The sequence below is a fragment of the Ferrimonas balearica genome (assembly GCF_019802055.1).
Classification (GTDB): domain Bacteria; phylum Pseudomonadota; class Gammaproteobacteria; order Enterobacterales; family Shewanellaceae; genus Ferrimonas; species Ferrimonas balearica_A.
The window spans coordinates 1164255-1182892 of record NZ_JAHVHW010000007.1 but is presented as its reverse complement, the minus strand read 5'-3'; the positions used below and the strand labels follow the sequence as shown (position 1 = coordinate 1182892).

General features: G+C 56.4%; 17 protein-coding genes and 4 tRNA genes. 12 read left to right on the top strand and 9 right to left on the bottom strand.

Annotated elements, in window-relative coordinates; all coding sequences use genetic code 11:
• Positions 1 to 116 precede the first annotated feature (116 nt).
• Genes KUV52_RS12960 through KUV52_RS12950 form a run of 3 tightly spaced genes read left to right on the top strand, consistent with a single transcriptional unit; the run spans position 117 to position 1935 of the window.
• Entirely contained in the window at positions 117 to 983 is an 867-nt protein-coding gene (locus KUV52_RS12960; protein WP_222526349.1) for a fructosamine kinase family protein, read from the top strand.
• Entirely contained in the window at positions 973 to 1725 is a 753-nt protein-coding gene (locus tag KUV52_RS12955) for a pteridine reductase (protein ID WP_222526348.1), read from the top strand. The genes KUV52_RS12960 and KUV52_RS12955 overlap by 11 nt, the downstream gene beginning before the upstream one ends.
• 3 nt (positions 1726 to 1728) lie before the next feature.
• On the top strand, positions 1729 to 1935 hold the full coding sequence (locus tag KUV52_RS12950; RefSeq protein WP_222526347.1) for a CPXCG motif-containing cysteine-rich protein: 207 nt from the start codon (positions 1729 to 1731) through the stop codon (positions 1933 to 1935).
• On the opposite strand, the gene KUV52_RS12945 is transcribed toward KUV52_RS12950, so the two are convergent.
• Positions 1929 to 2540, bottom strand: a complete 612-nt coding sequence (locus KUV52_RS12945) for a riboflavin synthase subunit alpha (protein WP_222526346.1) — start codon at positions 2538 to 2540, stop codon at positions 1929 to 1931. The two genes, KUV52_RS12950 and KUV52_RS12945, sit on opposite strands and share 7 nt — an antisense overlap.
• Before the next feature lie 47 nt (positions 2541 to 2587).
• On the opposite strand from KUV52_RS12945, the gene KUV52_RS12940 reads away from it, so the two are divergent.
• The 7 genes from KUV52_RS12940 (at position 2588) to KUV52_RS12910 (ending at position 7379) form a co-directional block, all read left to right on the top strand.
• Positions 2588 to 3943, top strand: coding sequence for an MATE family efflux transporter (locus tag KUV52_RS12940; protein ID WP_222526345.1), 1356 nt, complete (start codon positions 2588 to 2590; stop codon positions 3941 to 3943).
• On the top strand, positions 3924 to 4916 hold the full coding sequence (locus KUV52_RS12935; protein WP_222526344.1) for a DUF3080 family protein: 993 nt from the start codon (positions 3924 to 3926) through the stop codon (positions 4914 to 4916). The genes KUV52_RS12940 and KUV52_RS12935 overlap by 20 nt, the downstream gene beginning before the upstream one ends.
• A 113-nt stretch (positions 4917 to 5029) precedes the next feature.
• Positions 5030 to 5106, top strand: a tRNA-Val gene (locus tag KUV52_RS12930).
• Positions 5107 to 5111: 5 nt separating this feature from the next.
• A tRNA-Val gene (locus KUV52_RS12925) sits at positions 5112 to 5188 on the top strand.
• Positions 5189 to 5194: 6 nt separating this feature from the next.
• Positions 5195 to 5271 (top strand) — tRNA-Val (locus KUV52_RS12920).
• 102 nt (positions 5272 to 5373) lie between these two features.
• A complete protein-coding gene (gene yegD / locus KUV52_RS12915; protein WP_222526343.1) occupies positions 5374 to 6738 on the top strand; it encodes a molecular chaperone in 1365 nt (454 codons plus the stop codon).
• Between the two features lie 245 nt (positions 6739 to 6983).
• Positions 6984 to 7379 (top strand): DUF3069 domain-containing protein, encoded by a 396-nt coding sequence (locus KUV52_RS12910; RefSeq protein ID WP_222526342.1) that lies wholly within the window; start codon positions 6984 to 6986, stop codon positions 7377 to 7379.
• 311 nt (positions 7380 to 7690) lie between these two features.
• Here the strand turns inward: KUV52_RS12910 and KUV52_RS12905 are convergent, their stop codons facing one another.
• Positions 7691 to 8968 (bottom strand): integrase family protein, encoded by a 1278-nt coding sequence (locus KUV52_RS12905; RefSeq protein ID WP_222526341.1) that lies wholly within the window; start codon positions 8966 to 8968, stop codon positions 7691 to 7693.
• A gap of 193 nt (positions 8969 to 9161) precedes the next feature.
• Between KUV52_RS12905 and KUV52_RS12900 the strand changes: the two genes are divergently transcribed.
• Both KUV52_RS12900 and KUV52_RS12895 read left to right on the top strand, forming a co-directional pair.
• A complete protein-coding gene (locus tag KUV52_RS12900) occupies positions 9162 to 9518 on the top strand; it encodes a DUF2750 domain-containing protein (protein WP_222526340.1) in 357 nt (118 codons plus the stop codon).
• Positions 9519 to 9647: 129 nt separating this feature from the next.
• The gene (locus KUV52_RS12895; RefSeq protein ID WP_222526339.1) at positions 9648 to 10139 is read left to right on the top strand and encodes a tetratricopeptide repeat protein; all 492 of its coding nucleotides are present in this window, start codon (positions 9648 to 9650) and stop codon (positions 10137 to 10139) included.
• A 254-nt stretch (positions 10140 to 10393) separates the two neighbouring features.
• Here the strand turns inward: KUV52_RS12895 and KUV52_RS12890 are convergent, their stop codons facing one another.
• The 7 genes from KUV52_RS12890 to KUV52_RS12860 form a co-directional block, all read right to left on the bottom strand.
• Positions 10394 to 11377, bottom strand: coding sequence for a transposase (locus tag KUV52_RS12890; RefSeq protein ID WP_222526338.1), 984 nt, complete (start codon positions 11375 to 11377; stop codon positions 10394 to 10396).
• Positions 11378 to 11604: 227 nt separating this feature from the next.
• Positions 11605 to 11695, bottom strand: a tRNA-Ser gene (locus KUV52_RS12885).
• 51 nt (positions 11696 to 11746) lie between these two features.
• A complete protein-coding gene (locus KUV52_RS12880; RefSeq protein ID WP_222526337.1) occupies positions 11747 to 12511 on the bottom strand; it encodes a LytTR family DNA-binding domain-containing protein in 765 nt (254 codons plus the stop codon).
• 125 nt (positions 12512 to 12636) lie between these two features.
• Positions 12637 to 13143, bottom strand: a complete 507-nt coding sequence (locus KUV52_RS12875) for a hypothetical protein (protein WP_222526336.1) — start codon at positions 13141 to 13143, stop codon at positions 12637 to 12639.
• Between the two features lie 12 nt (positions 13144 to 13155).
• Positions 13156 to 15909 (bottom strand): serine/threonine-protein kinase, encoded by a 2754-nt coding sequence (locus tag KUV52_RS12870; RefSeq protein ID WP_222526335.1) that lies wholly within the window; start codon positions 15907 to 15909, stop codon positions 13156 to 13158.
• 33 nt (positions 15910 to 15942) lie between these two features.
• Positions 15943 to 16467, bottom strand: a complete 525-nt coding sequence (locus tag KUV52_RS12865; protein ID WP_222526334.1) for an ECF-type sigma factor — start codon at positions 16465 to 16467, stop codon at positions 15943 to 15945.
• A gap of 229 nt (positions 16468 to 16696) precedes the next feature.
• Positions 16697 to 18487, bottom strand: a complete 1791-nt coding sequence (locus tag KUV52_RS12860; RefSeq protein WP_222526333.1) for an ABCB family ABC transporter ATP-binding protein/permease — start codon at positions 18485 to 18487, stop codon at positions 16697 to 16699.
• Positions 18488 to 18638: the final 151 nt, after the last annotated feature.

Below are 18638 nucleotides of genomic sequence, written 5' to 3'. Positions count from 1 at the left end.
TCTCAGACGCTTCCGAACGGGTCAATCGACAGGAGTTTTACCCAGATCAGTGTGAAGCAAGTGATTTGTCAGCAATAATAGGTGCTGCCATATGGTAGATACCGGAGACAGACAGGATGTGGAACGGGATCAGTCAACAGGTAAGCGACGCCCTCGGGCGCGACTTCAAGATCGTTGAAAAACGCCGTGTGAGTGGCGGCGACATTCATCAGGCCTTTGCGATCGATGACGGCCACACCCGGCTGTTCGTCAAGATCAACGACAAACACCAGCTGCCGCTGTTTGAGCAGGAAGCGTTGGCACTCAACCGCTTGGCCCAGGGTAAGGAGATCCGGGTCCCCGAGGTGGTCCATGTTGGTACCACGGGAGAACACGCCTTCCTGGTGCTGGAGTACCTCGAACTGGAGAGCGCTACAGCATCCCAGTGGTTTGTATTTGGCCAGCAACTGGCCCGTATGCATCGCAGCCAAACTCAGGCCGAGTACGGTTTTGACGAAGACAACTTCATCGGCACCACAGAGCAGCCCAATCGCTGGCAGCGTAACTGGGCCCGGTTTTTTGCGGAGCAACGCATCGGCTGGCAGTTAAAACTGGCCGAAGAGAAGGGGTTTCAGTTGGGTGACCTGAACCGATGGGTCGACGCCTGCGCCACCGCCCTTCAGGGCCACCAGCCCACCGCTTCCCTGCTCCATGGGGATCTCTGGCGTGGCAACCTGGGCTTCTATGAAGGGGAGCCTGTCCTGTTCGACCCCGCCAGTTACTATGGCGATCGGGAAACCGATCTGGCGATGTCGGAACTGTTCTCCCGCTTCCCCGGCGACTTCTATAAAGGCTATGACGCCGAGTGGCCCCTGGACCCGGGCTACAACCAGCGCCGCCCCATCTACCAGCTCTATCACCTGCTTAATCACCTGAACCTGTTTGGCGGCAGTTACCTCCAGCAGTGTCAGCAACAGTTAAGGGAACAGTTCTGTGACAACTGAGGCGCCCGTCGCGTTGATCACCGGGGCAGGAAAGCGAATTGGCGCGGCCCTGGCCCAAGCATTCCATCAACGCGGCTATCGTGTGGTGCTTCACTGTCTGGCTTCCAGGGTTGAAGCGGATGCCATCGCGGCCGGGCTCAACGCCGCCCGACCGGATTCAGCCGAAGTGCTGACCGCCGATCTCAACGATCCCGCAGCGGTTGAGGCTTTGGCGGAGCAGGCTCTGGCTCGGTGGCAACGGATGGACCTGCTGATCAACAACGCGTCCCGCTTCTACCCTACCCCGATTGGCCAGATCGATCAGAAGGCCTGGCTCGATTTGGTGGGCAGCAACATGATGGCGCCGCTGTTACTCAGTCAGGCGCTGGCGCCCGCGCTGACAGCGCACCAGGGCAGCATCATTAACCTGGTGGACGTGCACGCTCGCAGCCCCCTTAAAGGGCATACACTCTACTGTATGGCAAAGGCCGCACTGGAGATGATGACCCGTTCACTGGCGCTTGAGCTGGCTCCACAGGTTCGGGTTAACGCCATCGCACCGGGCGCGGTGCTCTGGCCTGAGCAGGGCGGCAACCCGGATGCTCAACAGGCGGTGCTGGAGCAGGTGCCGCTGGGCAGACTGGGACAACTCGATGAGATAACCGAAACGGCACTGTTTTTAGCGCAAGGTGCCAGTTACCTGACCGGCCAGGTGATCGCCGTGGATGGCGGTCGAAGTCTGGCCCCCCTGAAAGGAGCCTGAGCGATGAAATTGGGCGCAAGCGAGCAGATCATCACCTGCCCACACTGTGGTTTCCACACCCGGGTTCAGATCGACAGCAGCGGCGGCGATCAGGAGTTTTACGAGGACTGCAGCGCCTGCTGCAGCCCCATTCACATTCGTCTTCATGTCGATGAGTTGTCCCAGAAGGTGCAACTCTTTATCGACGCCGACGACGAGCAGAACTACTGACCTCGGGCCGCCAGTACACGCTCCACCGTATCCACGATGGTCTGGGTCTGGCTGTCGATCTCAATATTGAATACCGTGCCAACGTCCGCCTGGCCAAGATTGGTGATGCTCAGCGTTTCCGGGATAAGGTAAAGCGAAAACCCATCCTCATACACCTCACCCACGGTCAGGCTGCAGCCGTTCACTGCCACAAAGCCTTTATGCAGAATGTACTTCATCCAGCGGGGCTCAAGGGTGATTCGCATGCGACAGTTGGTGTCGGACTTTTCCAGCTCCGTCAGGGTGCCTCTGGCATGAACATGGCCGGACACCATGTGCCCTCCCACCTCTTTGCCAAACACCAGTGATCGCTCGATGTTGACGCGGCTCCCGACCTGAACATATTCCAGGTTGGTACGGCGAAGCGTCTCTTCCATGACATCGAAAAAGACCTTATTATCCTCGAGCTTAGTGACCGTAAGGCACACGCCGTTGTTGGCCACACTGGCCCCGATCTCCAGGTTCTCTCTTTCACGATCCTCCAGCGCCACCACCAGGGTGCGCAGATGATCCCTTTCCTCGATCGCCACAATGGGCGCGGTTGTCGTCACGATGCCGGTGAACATTTCACTACTCGCTTACACTCAACAAAACTTTGGTTGACTGAACACCAATGCTTAACGCTGGCTTTCAAATTAAAAAACTGGTGCAGCTTGCCCTGCCCGTCCTAATCGCGCAAGTTGCGCAAACCATGATGGGCCTGATCGACACCGTAATGGCTGGTCGCGTCGGCCCGGCCGATATGGCGGCCGTTGCTGTGGGCACCAGCCTGTGGTTACCCACGATATTGCTTTTCGCTGGCATCATCATGGCGATGCCGCCACTGATCTCCCATCTTCACGGCGCCAATGAAGAGGGGAAAATCCGCCCGTTGGTGCATCAGGCCCTCTACCTGGCGCTGGGCAGCAGTGTTCTGACCATGGTGATTCTGGCCAACGCCGATCTGGTGCTGGGCCGGATGGACCTAGAACCTGCCCTGCTGCATCTCTCAAACGGCTACCTCAATGCCGTATTGTGGGGCGCGCCGGCATTCCTGTTGTTCCAGGTTCTGCGTAGCTTTACCGAGGGGCTGAGCTGGACACTGCCGTCGATGATCATCGGCTTTGTGGGCCTGGCCATCAACATCCCCGCCAACTACATCTTCATCTACGGCCACTTTGGCATGCCTGCCATGGGCGGTGCCGGTTGTGGCGTCGCTACTGCGTTAGTCTACTGGGGAATGCTGTTGGCGATGGTGATCTACCTGGCAATCAGCGGTCGTTTCAAGAGTTTTGAACTGTTCAAAGGGTTTAAAGCCATCGACTGGAACGAGCAGAAAGCGATCGTCAAACTGGGCCTTCCCGTCGCGCTGGCGGTGTTCTTCGAAGTCACCCTGTTTGCCTTTGTCGCCGTGATGATTGCCCCACTGGGATCCGTCGTCGTTGCCGGACACCAGGTGGCAGCCAACTTCTCCAGCATCATCTTTATGCTGCCGCTCTCCATCGGCATCGCAGTAACCATCCGCGTCGGCTACTACCTGGGACGCCAGCAGGCGGACATCGCTGCCATGGTGGCAAAACTGGGGGTCTGGCTGGGTGTGGCCGTCGCTCTGGCCACCGCCCTCCTTACCGTGTTGGGCCGAGAGTGGATTGCCCACCTTTACACCAACGATGAGGCGGTGTTTGCCCTGGCCGTGCAGCTGATGTTCCTGTGCGCCTTCTACCAGATCTCCGACGCCATTCAAGTCGTTAGCGCCGCAGCCCTTCGTGGCTACAAGGATACGGTATCGATCCTCTGGATCGCTCTGGTCGCGTTTTGGGGCGTCGGCATGACTGTCGGATACGTATTTGGCCTGACCAACTGGGTGGTGGAACCGCTGGGGGCTCACGGCTTCTGGATCGGCTTCCTCTCCGGCCTCTCATTCGCTGCCCTGTTGCTTCAGTTGAGGCTCAAGCAGGTACAGAAGCGCTATGTGGCAGTGGCCGCTTAAGCTACTGTTGCTTGTTCTGGTATCGGGGTGCCAGCCGGGCCCCGATACCGCCCTGGACGATTATCTGTCCAGGCTTGAGCGGGTGCTCGAGACCGAGCGCCCCTCCATCGCCCTCTCCCCGCCGGATCGCCCCAGTCGGCATCAGTTTGAACCCGACGACTCACTGACCGTTTCCCTGTTAGCCCCGCTAGCCCTAAAGCCCTGCGGCGTTTTGCCTCTGATCGCCCAGCACAACGCGCAACTCGGCCGGGTCGCCGCACCGTCACAACAGCTGCTGTACCACCTGGAGTTGGGATATCGGCTCTACCACTGCGATCCTGCGACCCTGGATAAAGAGGGACAGGCACTTAGGGAGCGCCTGTTGAAGAGTAAGATTCAACAACTGGAGCAAGGGGGCGCGCGCCTGTTTCTGCTCAGTGATGAGCTCTGGTTTAATCTCGGCGCAGAGAGTGCGCCCTGGCGTTTTGAGGGGGTAACCCAAGTGGAGCAGAGCCTGACCCAACTGGCGGAAACAAAAGCATCACTGCTGCATTGGGACTCGCTGCCATTAGACGACGGCCAGTTAGAGGAGAGTTTGGCGGTTCTTCACCATGCTCAACTTCCCCGCTCACTGCACCGCAGCATGCTCAACAGCATCCAAACCCTGAACCAGGCCGCCATGATGCTTGCCCGCGCCGAAGAGTTGCCCTGTCACAGCGAAGCGATGAACATCCTGCCGAATATCCTGATCAGCATTTACGGCGAACGGATTCAACCCCTCCTGTCCCAGGTTCAAAATGCTGATCACCGCCTCACGCCACCCCTTCGCCAGTTGCTGTCCCCCTGGCCTTCCCACCCCTATTTCGATTTCTACCTTGGCGAGGAACCGGGCCAGTTACGCCACGAATTTTATCTGGCGATCCAGCAACATACTCTGGCATGGCAAACCCTGCTGAATCGCTGTGACCGTTCACCGGCCGATCTGAGGGGTTAAACCCTGTGCGCATTGCATAAAGCGTCACCACTCGGGCCGATAAGGGGGAAAATCCCCTTGCGAGATGGTCTGGGCCTGATTACTATACGCCTCGCTGTCAACGACAGCATTGTGCGTCCGTAGCTCAGTTGGTTAGAGCACCACCTTGACATGGTGGGGGTCGGTAGTTCGAGTCTACTCGGACGCACCACTTTTGCGTCCGTAGCTCAGTTGGTTAGAGCACCACCTTGACATGGTGGGGGTCGGTAGTTCGAGTCTACTCGGACGCACCACAATTTGCGTCTATAGCTCAGTTGGTTAGAGCACCACCTTGACATGGTGGGGGTCGGTAGTTCGAGTCTACTTAGACGCACCATATTCCAGACAACGCCCGCTCATTGAGCGGGCGTTGTCGTTTCCATTCCCCGCCAGCGGGAATACAGCCCCGTTTCCCTCTTTCTCATTAAAGGAGCGCGCTATGAAAGCGATCGCCGGGATCGATTTCGGCACATCAAACTGCGGTGTTGGTGTGGTTCGTGATGGTAAACCCCAGTTGCTGAACCTGCCGCAACACGGTCGCTTTATGCCATCGACGCTCTATGCGGCACGCTCTGAAGTGATCGCTGGATGGCTCTATCGTCAGTTGAAAGAACAGGGACGGGAGCACGCGTTTCAGCAGGCCCGCCAACACAGCCTGAGCGCCAGCCTTCATGCACTCACTGAGGCAAAGTTGGATGGCTATGAGGACCAACTGCATTTTGGCGACGACGCCCTCTCCCGCTATCTGGAAGACCCGTCTGACTGCTACTACATCCGAAGCCATAAGTCGTTTCTGGGTGGCAGCGGCTTGTCACCTCGTCAGCAAGAGGTACTGGAAGACATTACCGCATCGATGCTGTTCCACCTGCTGAACCAGATTGACGACGCTGGCCAAGGGGCTATCCGTAAGCTGGTGGTCGGTCGTCCTATCAACTTCCAGGGCTTCAACAGTGAGCGCAGTAATGAGCAGGCCACCGCCATCATCCGACGCGCGGCACGCCACGTTGGCATTGAGCAGCTTGAGTTTATGTATGAGCCGATGGCCGCCGGGCTCACCTTTCAGCAGACGCTGAGTAAAGAGCAGCGTGTGCTGGTGGTAGACATCGGGGGCGGGACCACGGACATCTCCATGGTGCTGATGGGGCCGGGCGACATGAGTGCCAACAGCCCGGAAAGCCAGGTGCTTGGGCACTGTGGCAAGCGGATCGGCGGCAACGACTTTGATGTGGCCCTGAACTATAAAGCGCTGATGCCCGCGCTCGGGTTGGGCCTGACGGATCAGAAGGGGCGAATGCTGCCCACGCAACCCTTCCACGACGCCGCGGCAGTCAACAACCTGTCGGCACAGACCCGCTTCTACAGCACCAGCAATCGGCACGAGTTGGACGCCCTGCGCCGTCAACCCGGGCTCGGTAGCCTGTCTCGCCTGATGACGCTTCAGCGCAACCAGATGACTTTCCAGCAGAGTGCAGTGGCAGAGCGCGCTAAGATTTCGCTCAGTGAATACGAGAGCACTCAGGCGGATCTCTCCTATATCGAGCATGAGTTAGCCGCGTCGGTTAACCGGACACAGTTTGGCGAGGCTGCTCAGGGGCTGATGAAGCAGATCTTCGGCTTGATTGACGACACACTGGCGCAGGCGGGATGCCAGCCAGATCTGGTGTTCCTGACCGGCGGCAGTGCGAATTCGCCCTACTTCAGAAACGCCCTGTCGGACCGTTTCGATACGCGACTGGTTCAGGGCGACAACTTTGGCAGCGTGACCACCGGTCTGGCCCTGTGGGCTGACCGTATCTTTGATTGATGCCCTTCGCCTGTCCGTCCTCCCTTTAGGGAAAAGGGAGATGGCCCGGCAGGCAGCGGGTAAAGGGCTAAAAAGGCTCCCGATTTTGCCACCCGCTACTGTGACATCGGTGACCGACACCGTTATCCCACAGTGAGGCGGTGCACGCTTTGTTCTATGGTGTTGAGGGGCTGGGTCAAAAGCCACTGACATTTGCCTCAGATCCGCTAAGATACCGCCCTTTCCACCCCGATAGTGAGATGACTATGAGCGAAAGCAATGCTCTGCCTGTTGAGCTGAAGCAAGTACTGGAATACATGGGTACCCCGGAAGCACAGCATGAGGCGGTACTGGCGGTGTTTAACGCGGTCGAAGGCCCGCTGCGCCACGCCTGGGAACAGCAGCCCCAGAGTGCTCGTAACGTAATGGAGAGCTTTGAGCAGTTCCAGGCCGTTGTGGCCTTTACCCTGGTTGGCCCGACCGCCGAGTTGGTGTCAATGGTTCAGCAGAACGCCGAAGGGGAAGAGCGTGACGACGCTCAGGCCGATGCCATGATGGAGCAACTGCTGCAGCAGGGGATCAAGATGATGGTCAAAGACCTGAAAGCGGCCCGTCGTAACGCCACCCTGCGTAACGAATTCCAGGCGCCCTTCAAAGCCTGAGTTTACGATGCCCGGTCATCAGGCCGGGCATTTGGTAAATTGGACATACCGCAAGACTGCCCCCACCAACATCCGCTTCTCCTCCCTGTCAGTAACTGACACCCGACGATGCCCGGTCATCAAATCTTACGCTTTTAAGCCGACAACAGTTGGCCATCGAGCGCCCTGTCGCTGCGCGAATGGTGAAGAGAAGGGCAGACGGCCAGAGAGGGAGTAACCACAGCATTATACGGCCACCAGCCTCGTAACAACCCCACCAAAGCCCGCTTTGGAACCGCTGTTACATATTGCGTTACAGCATGAAATTGGTGCTACACGCTCTGCCTCAGGTTCGCCAGGTAGCGATTCCACTGCTCCAGCTGCCCTTTAATGGCGACCAATTGCAGCTCACTCCCCTGCTCATCCTTGATGGGCAAACGCAACACCGGCAAGGGACTGTCGTTGCGCAACCACTCCCGTCCAAGTCGGCAAATTGACTCAGAGGTAAATTGGTCTGGCAATTCGATATGGCGACGAACCGCCACCAGCAGTTGAGTTGGATAGGCGACCGGAAGGGCCTTGTGCTGAACCTTCATGGCGGGGAAAACCCAGTCGCTCGCAATCGCCTTTCGCTTGCGCTGCTGCAACAGCTCCAGTGCCTGATCCGTCAATGGGAAGGTTCTTCGCTCACCCTTTTCGTTCTCGATAACCACCCTTCCCTGTTTCCAGTCGACCCCCTGCCACCGCATACGGCACAGAGCGGAAAGTGGCAAAAGCAGGCTTAACTGCAACATCAGCACCTGCTTGATCGATTCGTTCACGGGTAAGCGGATAAGCGCTTTCAGGTAACGTCCAACCTCGGACAGGGTGATAGCGCGGTCCAGATTCGGCACCCGGCGGAGATGAATCCCTTCACAGGGGTTGGCCAGGCGTGGGGAAAGCCAGGGTGACTCCGGGGCGGGTGGCTCCGCTATCCCCCGGGCCACATTAAAGAGGTGTCGGTAACATTGCAGGGCGTGTTCGGCGGCACGCTGGCCGTGCCCGCCCCGGCGTTGGCCCTGCTGCCTAGCCTGTTCAAGCAACAGCTCAATCACGGCACGGTCAATGCTGTGCGCGTCACTCTCGCCGTACTGTTCCCACAGATCGCCTTCGAGTAGGCGCTGCTCCTGTCGCCACTGGGGACGACTATGACGGGCATAGTCGAGATAGCGCTCCACCAGCTCTTTTACCGACATTTCTACTGGAGCGGGTTCTGTGACTGGCCCCTGCTCTCGTTGAGACCGGGCCTGCTCCCAGGCGGCTCTTGCCGCTTCGACGCCCATCTCCGGAAAGTGACCCAGCGTCACCTGCTGAGTGCTGCGCTTACCCGGGGGCGTATAACGGTAGATCCAGCGACGCTTATGCTTGCCGACTTTGAACACCAGTCCCGGGCGGTCGGGATCGCTCAGATCGCTGGACGCTTGTGCATAAAAGCTATCGTCCGCAATCGGCCGTCCCTCAATCTCTGCCTTGGCCTGCTTAAGAATGGTGGCCACCCGGCCTCGGACGCCAGTGGCCAGAGCTTCATCCAGCAGCATCAGCACTTGTTGTTTTGGGGTCAATTTGACCATGGGACTGTCCTGTCCAATAACCTGATCCCTATGGATCCTTCCAGATCGAGCGCCACTTTCCCAGCGGAAATTGCGCAGTACGACAACCAGTTGGTGCTATTTTTAGGCATTCACTCCACAAAGGCGCTGCATTATGGTTGCGCTTGCGGAAACAGTGGGCGAGGATCCCACCATTACCACTAGGAGATCCCCCATGACTGACAATGCCATCAACCCTCAAATCCGTGCGTTTATCGAAGCGGTGACCGAAAGCGGTCAGATCTGGGCCCTCAGCGCCGGTGACGACTGGGTGGTTGTGGACTCCGCCGAGTTCGCCGACACCGATGCCCTGCCCCTGTTCTCCAGCGAGTCCGCCGCCAAGGCGATTTGCCACGACGAGTGGGCAGACTACCAACCTGCAGCCATTCCGGTTTCCGAGTTTTTCGACACCTGGCTGGAAAGCCTGAGCGAAGACGAAGTGATGGTGGGCATCGACTGGAATGCCGATCTTGAAGGTGCAGAGATCGATCCCTTTGATCTGGCCAAGCTGATGGCGGATAAGGAAGTCTGATCGACTCACTCCGTCCACTTGAGGACGGCACCTAAAATCGCTTCACTGGGATCCATTATGCGGATCCCTTTTTATTTCCCCTTACTACCTATTCTCCTCTGCTTGAGCCTCATACCGGCCCAGGCCAAGATGCCGCATTTCCTATTCGACATGCAGCACGCCTACCTCAGTGCGCTCGGCACCCCTGATCTCGACACCATGCGCAACTGGATATCCCACAACGAGAGCGTCCACTGTTGCCAGGCCCAATCCCTGGATCCGCTGGCCAGCCAGTTGGAGGCCATTCTGGTAGAACAGGGCCCCGATGCGCTGACACTGGCCCTATTGGGTCAGATAGAGCTGGAACGCCACTCAAACGGCCAGGCCAGAGTACTTTTTGCCGAAGCGCTTGAGATGGATCGCTCCCAACTGGAGGCACTTACCGGCCTGGCACAGTTGGCATTAGCAGAGGGCCAGCACCAAGAGTATCAGAAGTACCGCTTCCTGATTGAACGTCATCCCGCTTTACGCTGGTTCCATCTGGCCTTTCTCGCCAGGGCACAGCACCAATTGGGTAACCAGGAAACCGCCATCCGGCTGATCGAACAGGCCTACCTTAAACACCCCCCGCTGAAGAACTAACCTCCCCCACAAATTGGACACCCACTTTTAAACTTCAAAAATCCCAAATTGGACACCCATCTTAGTGAACGGCTGCAGAGGCGATGCAGAACGTCGATACTCACCCGATTTGGCGCTTGACCACATCCACTTCCCTTCTCCTGGGCGCGGATGAAGTGATTTAGAGGCAGAAACCTCGGCACAATCCATTCTTTAGTCATGATAACCCCTGCACTGGGGTGCATTGCGGTCACTTGTGGAGAGAGGTAAAGGAATTAAGCCGCAAACAACCGGCGTGCATTACAGGAACCTCGGATCCGAACCCCACCCTCTCGATTTCGACACCGTTGCAAGCTGGTAAATGTGCCAGCACGACAACCAAATTGGTACTCAAAGCCTTCCGTTAAAGAGAGCCAGTTCTCGCCTGAGATGCCAAGGCGCGAAGTCAGATCAGGCGCGGTTTCCTGAATATGGCCCGGCTTATCCAACCGTTGAGCACGACCACTGAACTCCACCACATCCAGATAGTCATTCAGATGGCATGGCAATGCATGTTCATCATCAAGCTTATCTCTTTGAAATGGCTTTAATACGTCGGGCTGTTTGCCCTTTATCGCAGCTCTAATGCGAAGCTGAACACTAGTGTGGTTGGACGTTTCCGGGGTTTGCGCAATATCGGCGCGGATGGGATTGAGGTCGACGTAGGCCATACAGGACAATAGCGCTTGTTCATCCAGCAATGCCTGGGATTTAAAGCGCCCTTCCCAGAAGCGACCAGTGCAGCCATCCTCCCGATTGGCCATCCGGGCTATGGGCTCATTAAGCGCTCGCATAAACCAACTGATGTCCAGAAGCCGTTGTCGATAGGTTTCCGCTAAGAGCTCGGCGGCCAGACGCTCCGCCTTGGGCATTTGTCTGAACTCTTCTTGCTGGCAATATCTTTGGGTAAGTGCCGTGCCCCTGTAGAGTAGGTGCCAGCGCTCCAACACTTCTCTCGTATCCCAGCTCTCCGCTTGTTGGGTTTCTACACACAACACCACATGGGTGTGATTGCTCATCACAGCGAAAGCGCATACTGAGATCGCGAAGATATGGGTCAACCCAAGGAGACGCTTCTCAACCCACTGGCGACGGTGTTCGTAGCTTTTTCCCGTGCGGACGTCTTCCCCACAAAGATAGCTTTGGCGCACGCAGCGGCTGATGCAATGGTAAAAGCAGGTATCCTGCAAACTGACTTGGTTTCGACGAGGTTGTGCCATGGAACACCCCCAGGCAATCGTTGGACATTGCGTTCAACGTAGCGACAGCTCACCCTGAAGGGGCATAACATCGAGTTAAATCAGATTAATGGTGGGTGTCTAGATTAGAGGGCGTCGAGTTAAATCAGATTAAAGGTGGGTGTCTTAATTGGAGGGGTTCTCACCCTGTCCCAAGTGCAATGATTCAGATACGAAAAAGCCTCCACTAAGGGAGGCTTTTTCTAATATGGCGGAGGGACAGGGATTCGAACCCTGGATACGCTATTAACGTATGCCGGTTTTCAAGACCGGTGCATTCAACCGCTCTGCCATCCCTCCGACGCCGTGCATAATAGGGACGCGAAAGACTTCTGTAAAGGGGCTCAGTGGTCAACCGGTCAGGTTTGCGCCGTTTTCATCCCCTTTCGGATACAACCAGCTCTGCAGGGGGCGCGGATTGGCGCGCTGGCTGAACCAGCTCGGGTTCAATTCGCGCACTTTGTCCAGGTGACTGTCACCCACAGGAATGGCGACCTCATCGATTTTCAATACATAACGACCATTGCGCTTACGCTCCACTGCTGTCACCGCCGCGGGATTGATCAGGTAGCTGCGGTGCACGCGGCACAACACATCGCCAAACATCGCTTCCACCTGATGCAGGTTGACCCTGAACAAGAAACTGGTTTCGTCAGCGCTGAACAACTCAACATACTGATTGGCGGCCTGAATGTATTCGACGTTACGGAGCTGTTCGCGGATGTCAGCCAGAGCACTGAAATCGGCGCGGCTCAGTTGAGTTCGTCCATGACTCACCAGCACGTCACCACAAGCCTGGATCCAGGCCAACAGCTCTGCCTTCAGCAGCTCATCCGGAGTCTGCTCTCCATAAACCCTGCCACTCAGCAGGTTGTTGCAGCTGTGGCGAAACTGCTCGGGGTGAACGGAGTGCAGATTGGCGTAACGCCGACCGCGCCAGTGCCAATCAATATGGAGGCCTGAGAAACAGTGAGAAAAGAGATCTGACAGGGTAACCAGCTGCTTTTCCAGCTCTCGCTCCTGCATCAGTTGGGGCAGTGCCTCCACCAGGCGCTGCCAGGCGGAGGGCGCATAGTTGGTATGGGCGATTGCGGTTTGGTGGGTTCGTGAGGTCATGTCCGGTCCTTGGTTGTGTCACGGTTTATTCAATAGGACGGAAAGACCTCCCCGATTGGCTCAACTTTTTTGAAAATAATAAAAATCGCCGCCAGGGTGGCGGCGTAGATCCGACTAGCTCGCTATCAGTTGCGGATAATGCCACCGGGTGGGATATTTGTTGCACCTCCGGTGACCGTTGTCATATCTGACTCGCCTTGCTGACTTAGAGACAGCGACAGGAACTTGTTGGTCAAGGTAAAGACCAAGCCACTAGTAGAAGGTCCTTTTCGCGACAACGCAAAGTTCAGTTTCTTTTCAAAGACGTCTGTCGCATCAAATTCGCCACTGGTAACGACACCAGTGACTGGAGTCAGTTTGCCACTGCCATCAATGTTATAGAGCTTTACATACTTGGAGATATCGCCTTCGTCAGCCTCGACGGAAAAAGCCCACTGAATTGCCTTTAGGTTCGTATTTGGATCGATGGTGATCTGATACTGGATCTGATCGTAAGTACTGTCCGGATTGTCTTCCAGGTCGATTTTTAGCTGTGGCTCACTGCCATTCCCCAAAGGGTCATATTTTGCTACCGGCTTACCGTCTTCCAGAGTAATGGTGATTGGCACCAGGTAGTAACCATCCAATGTCATAGTGTCGCTCCTTTAGTTATCACGTTCATCTGAAAACGCGATTTGTTGAAAACGCACATCCTTTTTGAATGCATCAAGTATAGGAAGAGCTTGAAGGTCTTGAGGCTTGTACCCATTGTCCATACCAAGAGCCAGCCAGTTCAGAGCTTCCGTTCTCCTACCGGATTTCTCGTACACCACAATAAGGGTCGAAAAGAGCGCACTCAATTCATATGCATCGCTCTTCTTTTGATTGTTGGTCCACAGCTCGTAAGCCCTTTCAATCGTCAAAATTGCGTCATCATGCTTTCCTAACCAGGAATAGGTTGATGCCAGGTTCACGATCAAAAGGATATCGTTTGGTTTTTCCGAAAGCATTCTCTGCGCAACTTTCAGCGCATTCTCGAAGCTTTCTTTTGCGCCTTCCTCGTCTCCGTGTGCGAGCAGTCTCGAAAGGCCAAGTTGAAACCAGACACTATGGTTGTCAGTCAATTTTTCTGCGGTTAGCGCATAGTACCTTTCCGCTTCAACATAATCTTTTAGATAAAAGTGAGCGAGTGCCAGATTCAATCTTTCGTAGCCATCCAATTCATCTTCTTCGACTTTAGAGTAGATATCCAACACCTCTGAATATCTTTTTTTATTGATATATAAAACAGCCAAATTAGATTGAACAAGTCGGTTATTCGGATACAGTAACAACGAATCATGATAGTGATTCGCTGCATCATCCAACTTTCCTTGAAAGTGATCGACCGTACCTAAAAGGCTATGACTTCTCCAGTTATTAGGTTCCAACACAACCGCTTTTTGTAAAGCTTCTTCTGCCTCGGAAAACCGCATCGCTTCCCGGTAGATCAGTGCCAGGCCTTGAAGCGCTTCAATATTGCTGGGTTGCTGCTGCAGAGCCAGTCGGTAGGAGGCGATGGCAGTACCATACTCGCCTTTCAGGCCATAGAGTTCAGCCAAGGCGAGGTAGGCGGGGATCAACTGCGGATTGGTCTCCAGCGCCTTGTTGGCCCAGTAGATGGCGTCGCTGATCTGCTGGGGCCGCTCCTGCATTTCATATTGTTTGGTATACACCTGGGCCAGTGCCAACTGATAACTGGCCCGAGGGCTGAGGTTGTGAGCCTCTAATAAACTCTGTTTGGCCTCCTCCAGCAGGGGGGAATCATCGGTGTCGCCGGATTGCTGATAGCGCGCCATCTTGGCTTTGGCGTCAAGGTAGAGGCTGTAAGATCTGGGATCGGTGATGGACTCCTGATTCTGCAAGCTGGCCAGCCCGGCAGGCTGCACTTGCAGCGCACTTAATATCTGCTGGTAGAGATCCGTTGGCACCAGATCCATCCTGGCCTTGGGATAGCGTTGCTGCCAATGGCTTAACGGCTCGCCAGTTAAAGTGTCCAGCAAACTCAGGGATACCTTGACATCGTCTTCCAAAGCCGGGTTGTCGCTGTCGTCACTCACTGAGAGGTTCCAAGTCAGATTAGCACCGGTCGGCTCTAGGCCAACGGCACCACCCTCCTGCTGGTAACCGTATTCGCCAATAAAACTGATGTTGCCCTGCTCGTAGGCCAACAATTTGAGTCGCTCTGTCAATTCTCCCGCCAGCGCCGTATCCAGTCCATCACTGAGGTCATAAACCAACGCCAACTTGCGGTGTTCTGGCAACGCCAAAGGGGCCGGCTTCAACGTCTGCCAGGCAAAGGCTGCAACAGCGATCAGTACCGAAGTGAGTGCAACGGTTCTGGCGGTTTTGCCGGTCAGTGAAACTTTGATCTGTCGAGCGGCACGGTCCAACTCGGTCAGATCCAATGCGGCGACCGCTTCCAGACGACGTTCTGGATCCACCACCAAAAGCGCCAGCAGCATCTGTTCGATCGCTTCTGGTGCCCGTTTCGCGCTGGCAGACGGATTCTGCGCCCAGGTGAACGCGTTAACCCTGTCCAGCCAGCCCAGGGAGATGGCGGCTTCAAACAGAACCACGCCGAGCGACCAGAGATCCGTTGCGCCGGTCAGCGGTTCGCCTCGGATCTGCTCCGGACTCATATACGCGGTGGTCCCAATGGGCACCGCCGTATCTTCCTGCTCCTGCTCCAGGTAAGCCGCCGCACCAAAATCGAGGATCTTGACCTGCCCACCGGGAAGAACCATCAGGTTCGCCGGCTTGATGTCCTTGTGGATCACCCCTTCGCTGTGGGCGTAGCGCAACCCTTCCAGCACCGCCTGTCCGATGGAGACGATAGACTCCCCATCGACGGTACTGGATTCAATTCGGTCAGCCAGAGTATTGCCGTCATAGAAGGCCATGATCAGGGCATCTAGGCCCTGATCGGTTTGGGCGTGGCCGTACACGGTGCCGATATTGGGGTGATCAAGGCGGCTGATCAGCTGCGCTTCATTGAGGAAACGGTCTCGGGCAGCGTCAGAGAGGTGTTGGCCCGGCGCCAGCAGCTTAATGGCAACGGAGCGAGCCAGTTTGGGGTCGTAGCCCTTATACACTACGCCCATACCGCCCTGCCCGAGCAGTTCGGTTACGGTATAACCCGCTATGGTTTTGCCCAGCAGTTCCAGCGGGTCGTCAGTAAAGGGATCCTGCTCCTGCTCGCCAAAGAGGACCTGGGTGACGCCACGAAAGTAATCCCGGCCTTCGTCCACGTGCTCCAGCAGGGCTTCGAGCTCAGCGCGGGTATCGTCATCCAGGCTGGCGATCCACCGGGTTCTTGCGGGTTCCGGCAGGTTCATCGCCCGCTCAAACAGCGAGCGCAAGTTATCAGGCTTGGCCATCGGTCATTTCCCTATGAACGGCATTGGGCGAATTCAGCTGGCGATCTGCTTATGGAGCCAGGCCTGCGCAAAGGCCCAGTCCCGCTTGACGGTTGCCAGCGAAACGCCGACCGCCAATGCAGTTTCCTCCAAAGTCATACCTCCAAAGATGCGGTACACCGCGACCCGATACTCGCGGTCGTAGTGTTGCTCGAATCGAGTCAGAGCGTTGTCGATCTCCAGCATCTGATCCTGCTGGGCCTCGGGCAGAAAGAAGTCGGCGTCTATCCCTTCACCATCGCGTTTTCCGGCATTCCGCTGCCGGACATAATCGATCATGATGTGGCGCATCGCCGTACTGGCAGTGGCCAGAAAGTGGGTTTCGCTTTGAAACTGATTCTCTCCGAGCGCCATCTTGGCGTAGGCCTCGTGGATCAGAGCGCGAGAGTCCATGGTGGCGCAGTGGGGCATGCGATTGCGGACCGAGCGGGCACGCTGACGCAACTGCTGGTACAGCAGCTCGACCAGTTCACTCAGTTGCCTATCCGCAAAAGTCTCGCGAACACTCCCTTCGCTCACGTCAGACTTCTCCCATCAGAATGTTTTATAAGGCCAATTTAACATCCAGCCCACCTTAATGCAGCACCCGGTTTTCCTGCAAGCGATTGATAACCCTATTTACGTTCGATTTCTACGCAGATCATTGGCCCAGATTTCGAGCAACAGATCAATTCGCGATAGCTCGTCTTACTCAGGGGCAACCACAATATAGTCGCTCAAACACTGCTATTAACTCACGACAGATTCATTACATCTCGTCGGATTGCTTCTGCTGCAACGCCCAGAGACGCGCATAGTGTCCCCCGAGGGCCAGCAGCGCCTGATGGGTGCCCTGCTCCACCACTACCCCATCCTTGAGCACCACAATGGCGTCCGCGTCGATCACCGTTGAAAGGCGGTGCGCAATCACCAGCGTCGTTTGCTCTGCCGCCACCTCCTTAAGCGCGGTCAGAATGCTCTTCTCCGAATGGCTGTCCAGTGACGAGGTGGCTTCGTCGAACACCATAATGGGGGGCCGTTTCAACAAGGCTCTGGCGATGGCCACCCGCTGCTTCTCCCCTCCGGACAGTTTCAGTCCCCTTTCGCCAACCCGGGTTTGAAGCCCTTCAGGCAGACGGGATACAAACTCATCCAGGTGGGCCAGGCGGATCACATCCCACACCTCTTCGTCTGTGGCATCGACCCGACCATAGCGGACGTTTTCCAGAATACTGGTGTTGAACAGGACCGTGTCCTGAGGCACCACACCGATCGCCTGACGCAGGGAGTGTTGGGTAAGGTGACGAATGTCCTGACCATCAATCCTGATCGCCCCACCAGTAACGTCATAGAACCGGAAAAGCAGCTTAAACAGCGTCGATTTGCCGGCGCCACTGCTGCCAACAATCGCCACCTTCTGGCGTGGCTCCACGGTCAGCCCAATCCCCTTAAGAATGGGGCGATCAGAGTGGTAATGAAACCGCACGTCCTCAAACTCAATGCGCCCCGGCCCGGGTACCAGCGGTCCTGCGTCCGGAGAGTCGACCACCCTGGGTTGAACGTCCAACAGGCCAAACAGCTTTTCGATATTAGCCATTGCCCCTTTCATCTCCCGGTAGACAAAGCCCAGGAAGTTGAGGGGCATAAACACCTGCATCATAAAGGCGTTGATCAGGACGAAGTCACCAAGGGTCATGCTGCCGTTGATCACGTCATTGGCCGCAAGGATCAGGGCCGCGGTCATGGCCACAGCGATGATCAACGCCTGCCCGCCATTGAGGGCAAACAAGGAGAGCCGGTTTTTGCGGCGCGCCATTTCCCATTGCGCCAGACCGCGATCGTATAGCCGCGCCTCTTCCGCTTCGTTGGTGAAGTACTTCACCGTCTCGAAGTTAAGAAGGCTGTCAACCGCTCGACTGCTGGACTCCGATTCCGCCTGATTCATCTCACGCACAAAATGGGTCCGCCACTCAGTGGCCAGCACCGAGAACCCCACGTACAACACCACCGCAACACCCACGATCAGGGCAAACCCCAGGTGGTAGTTCCACCACAGCAGCCCCATCACCATGGCGATCTCCAGCAGGGTCGGGCCGATATTGAACACCATAAAGCGCATCAGGAAGGAGATGCCTGCGGTGCCCCTCTCGATATCCCGGGAGATGCCGCCGGTCTGGCGCCCCAGGTGATACTCCAGGTCGAGGTGATGCAGATGCTTGAACACTTTCAGGCCAAGACGACGCATCGCCCGCTCAGTGACGCGGCCAAACAGGGTGTCCCGCAACTCGCCAAACAGCACATTGGAAAAGCGCACTGCGCCGTACGCCAATAGCAGCCCCAGTGGCAGCGCAAGCATGGCGTCCGCCCCCTTGGCATCCAGGCTGTCCACCACGTGCTTGAGAATAAAAGGCAGTCCGACGCTGGCGATCTTTGCGGCGATCAGACAAAGCATGGCCAGGGCCACCCGGGTGCGGAACTCCATCATGTAGGGCAATAGGGATTTCAGGGTGCCCCAGTTCACTTCAGAAAAGGCCACATGAGTTTGGGTTCGGGATCGCATTGTCTTCGCTCGGTATCGACACACGGACTGGTGCCAGACTCCTATTGTAACCGTGAAGAATCAATGGATTAAAGTTGTTCATTTACCGGCAGTTAGCCTTCTTTGATTGAAAAAAATTCCCGGTTTAACGGTTGGCCGAAGTGCAAAAACG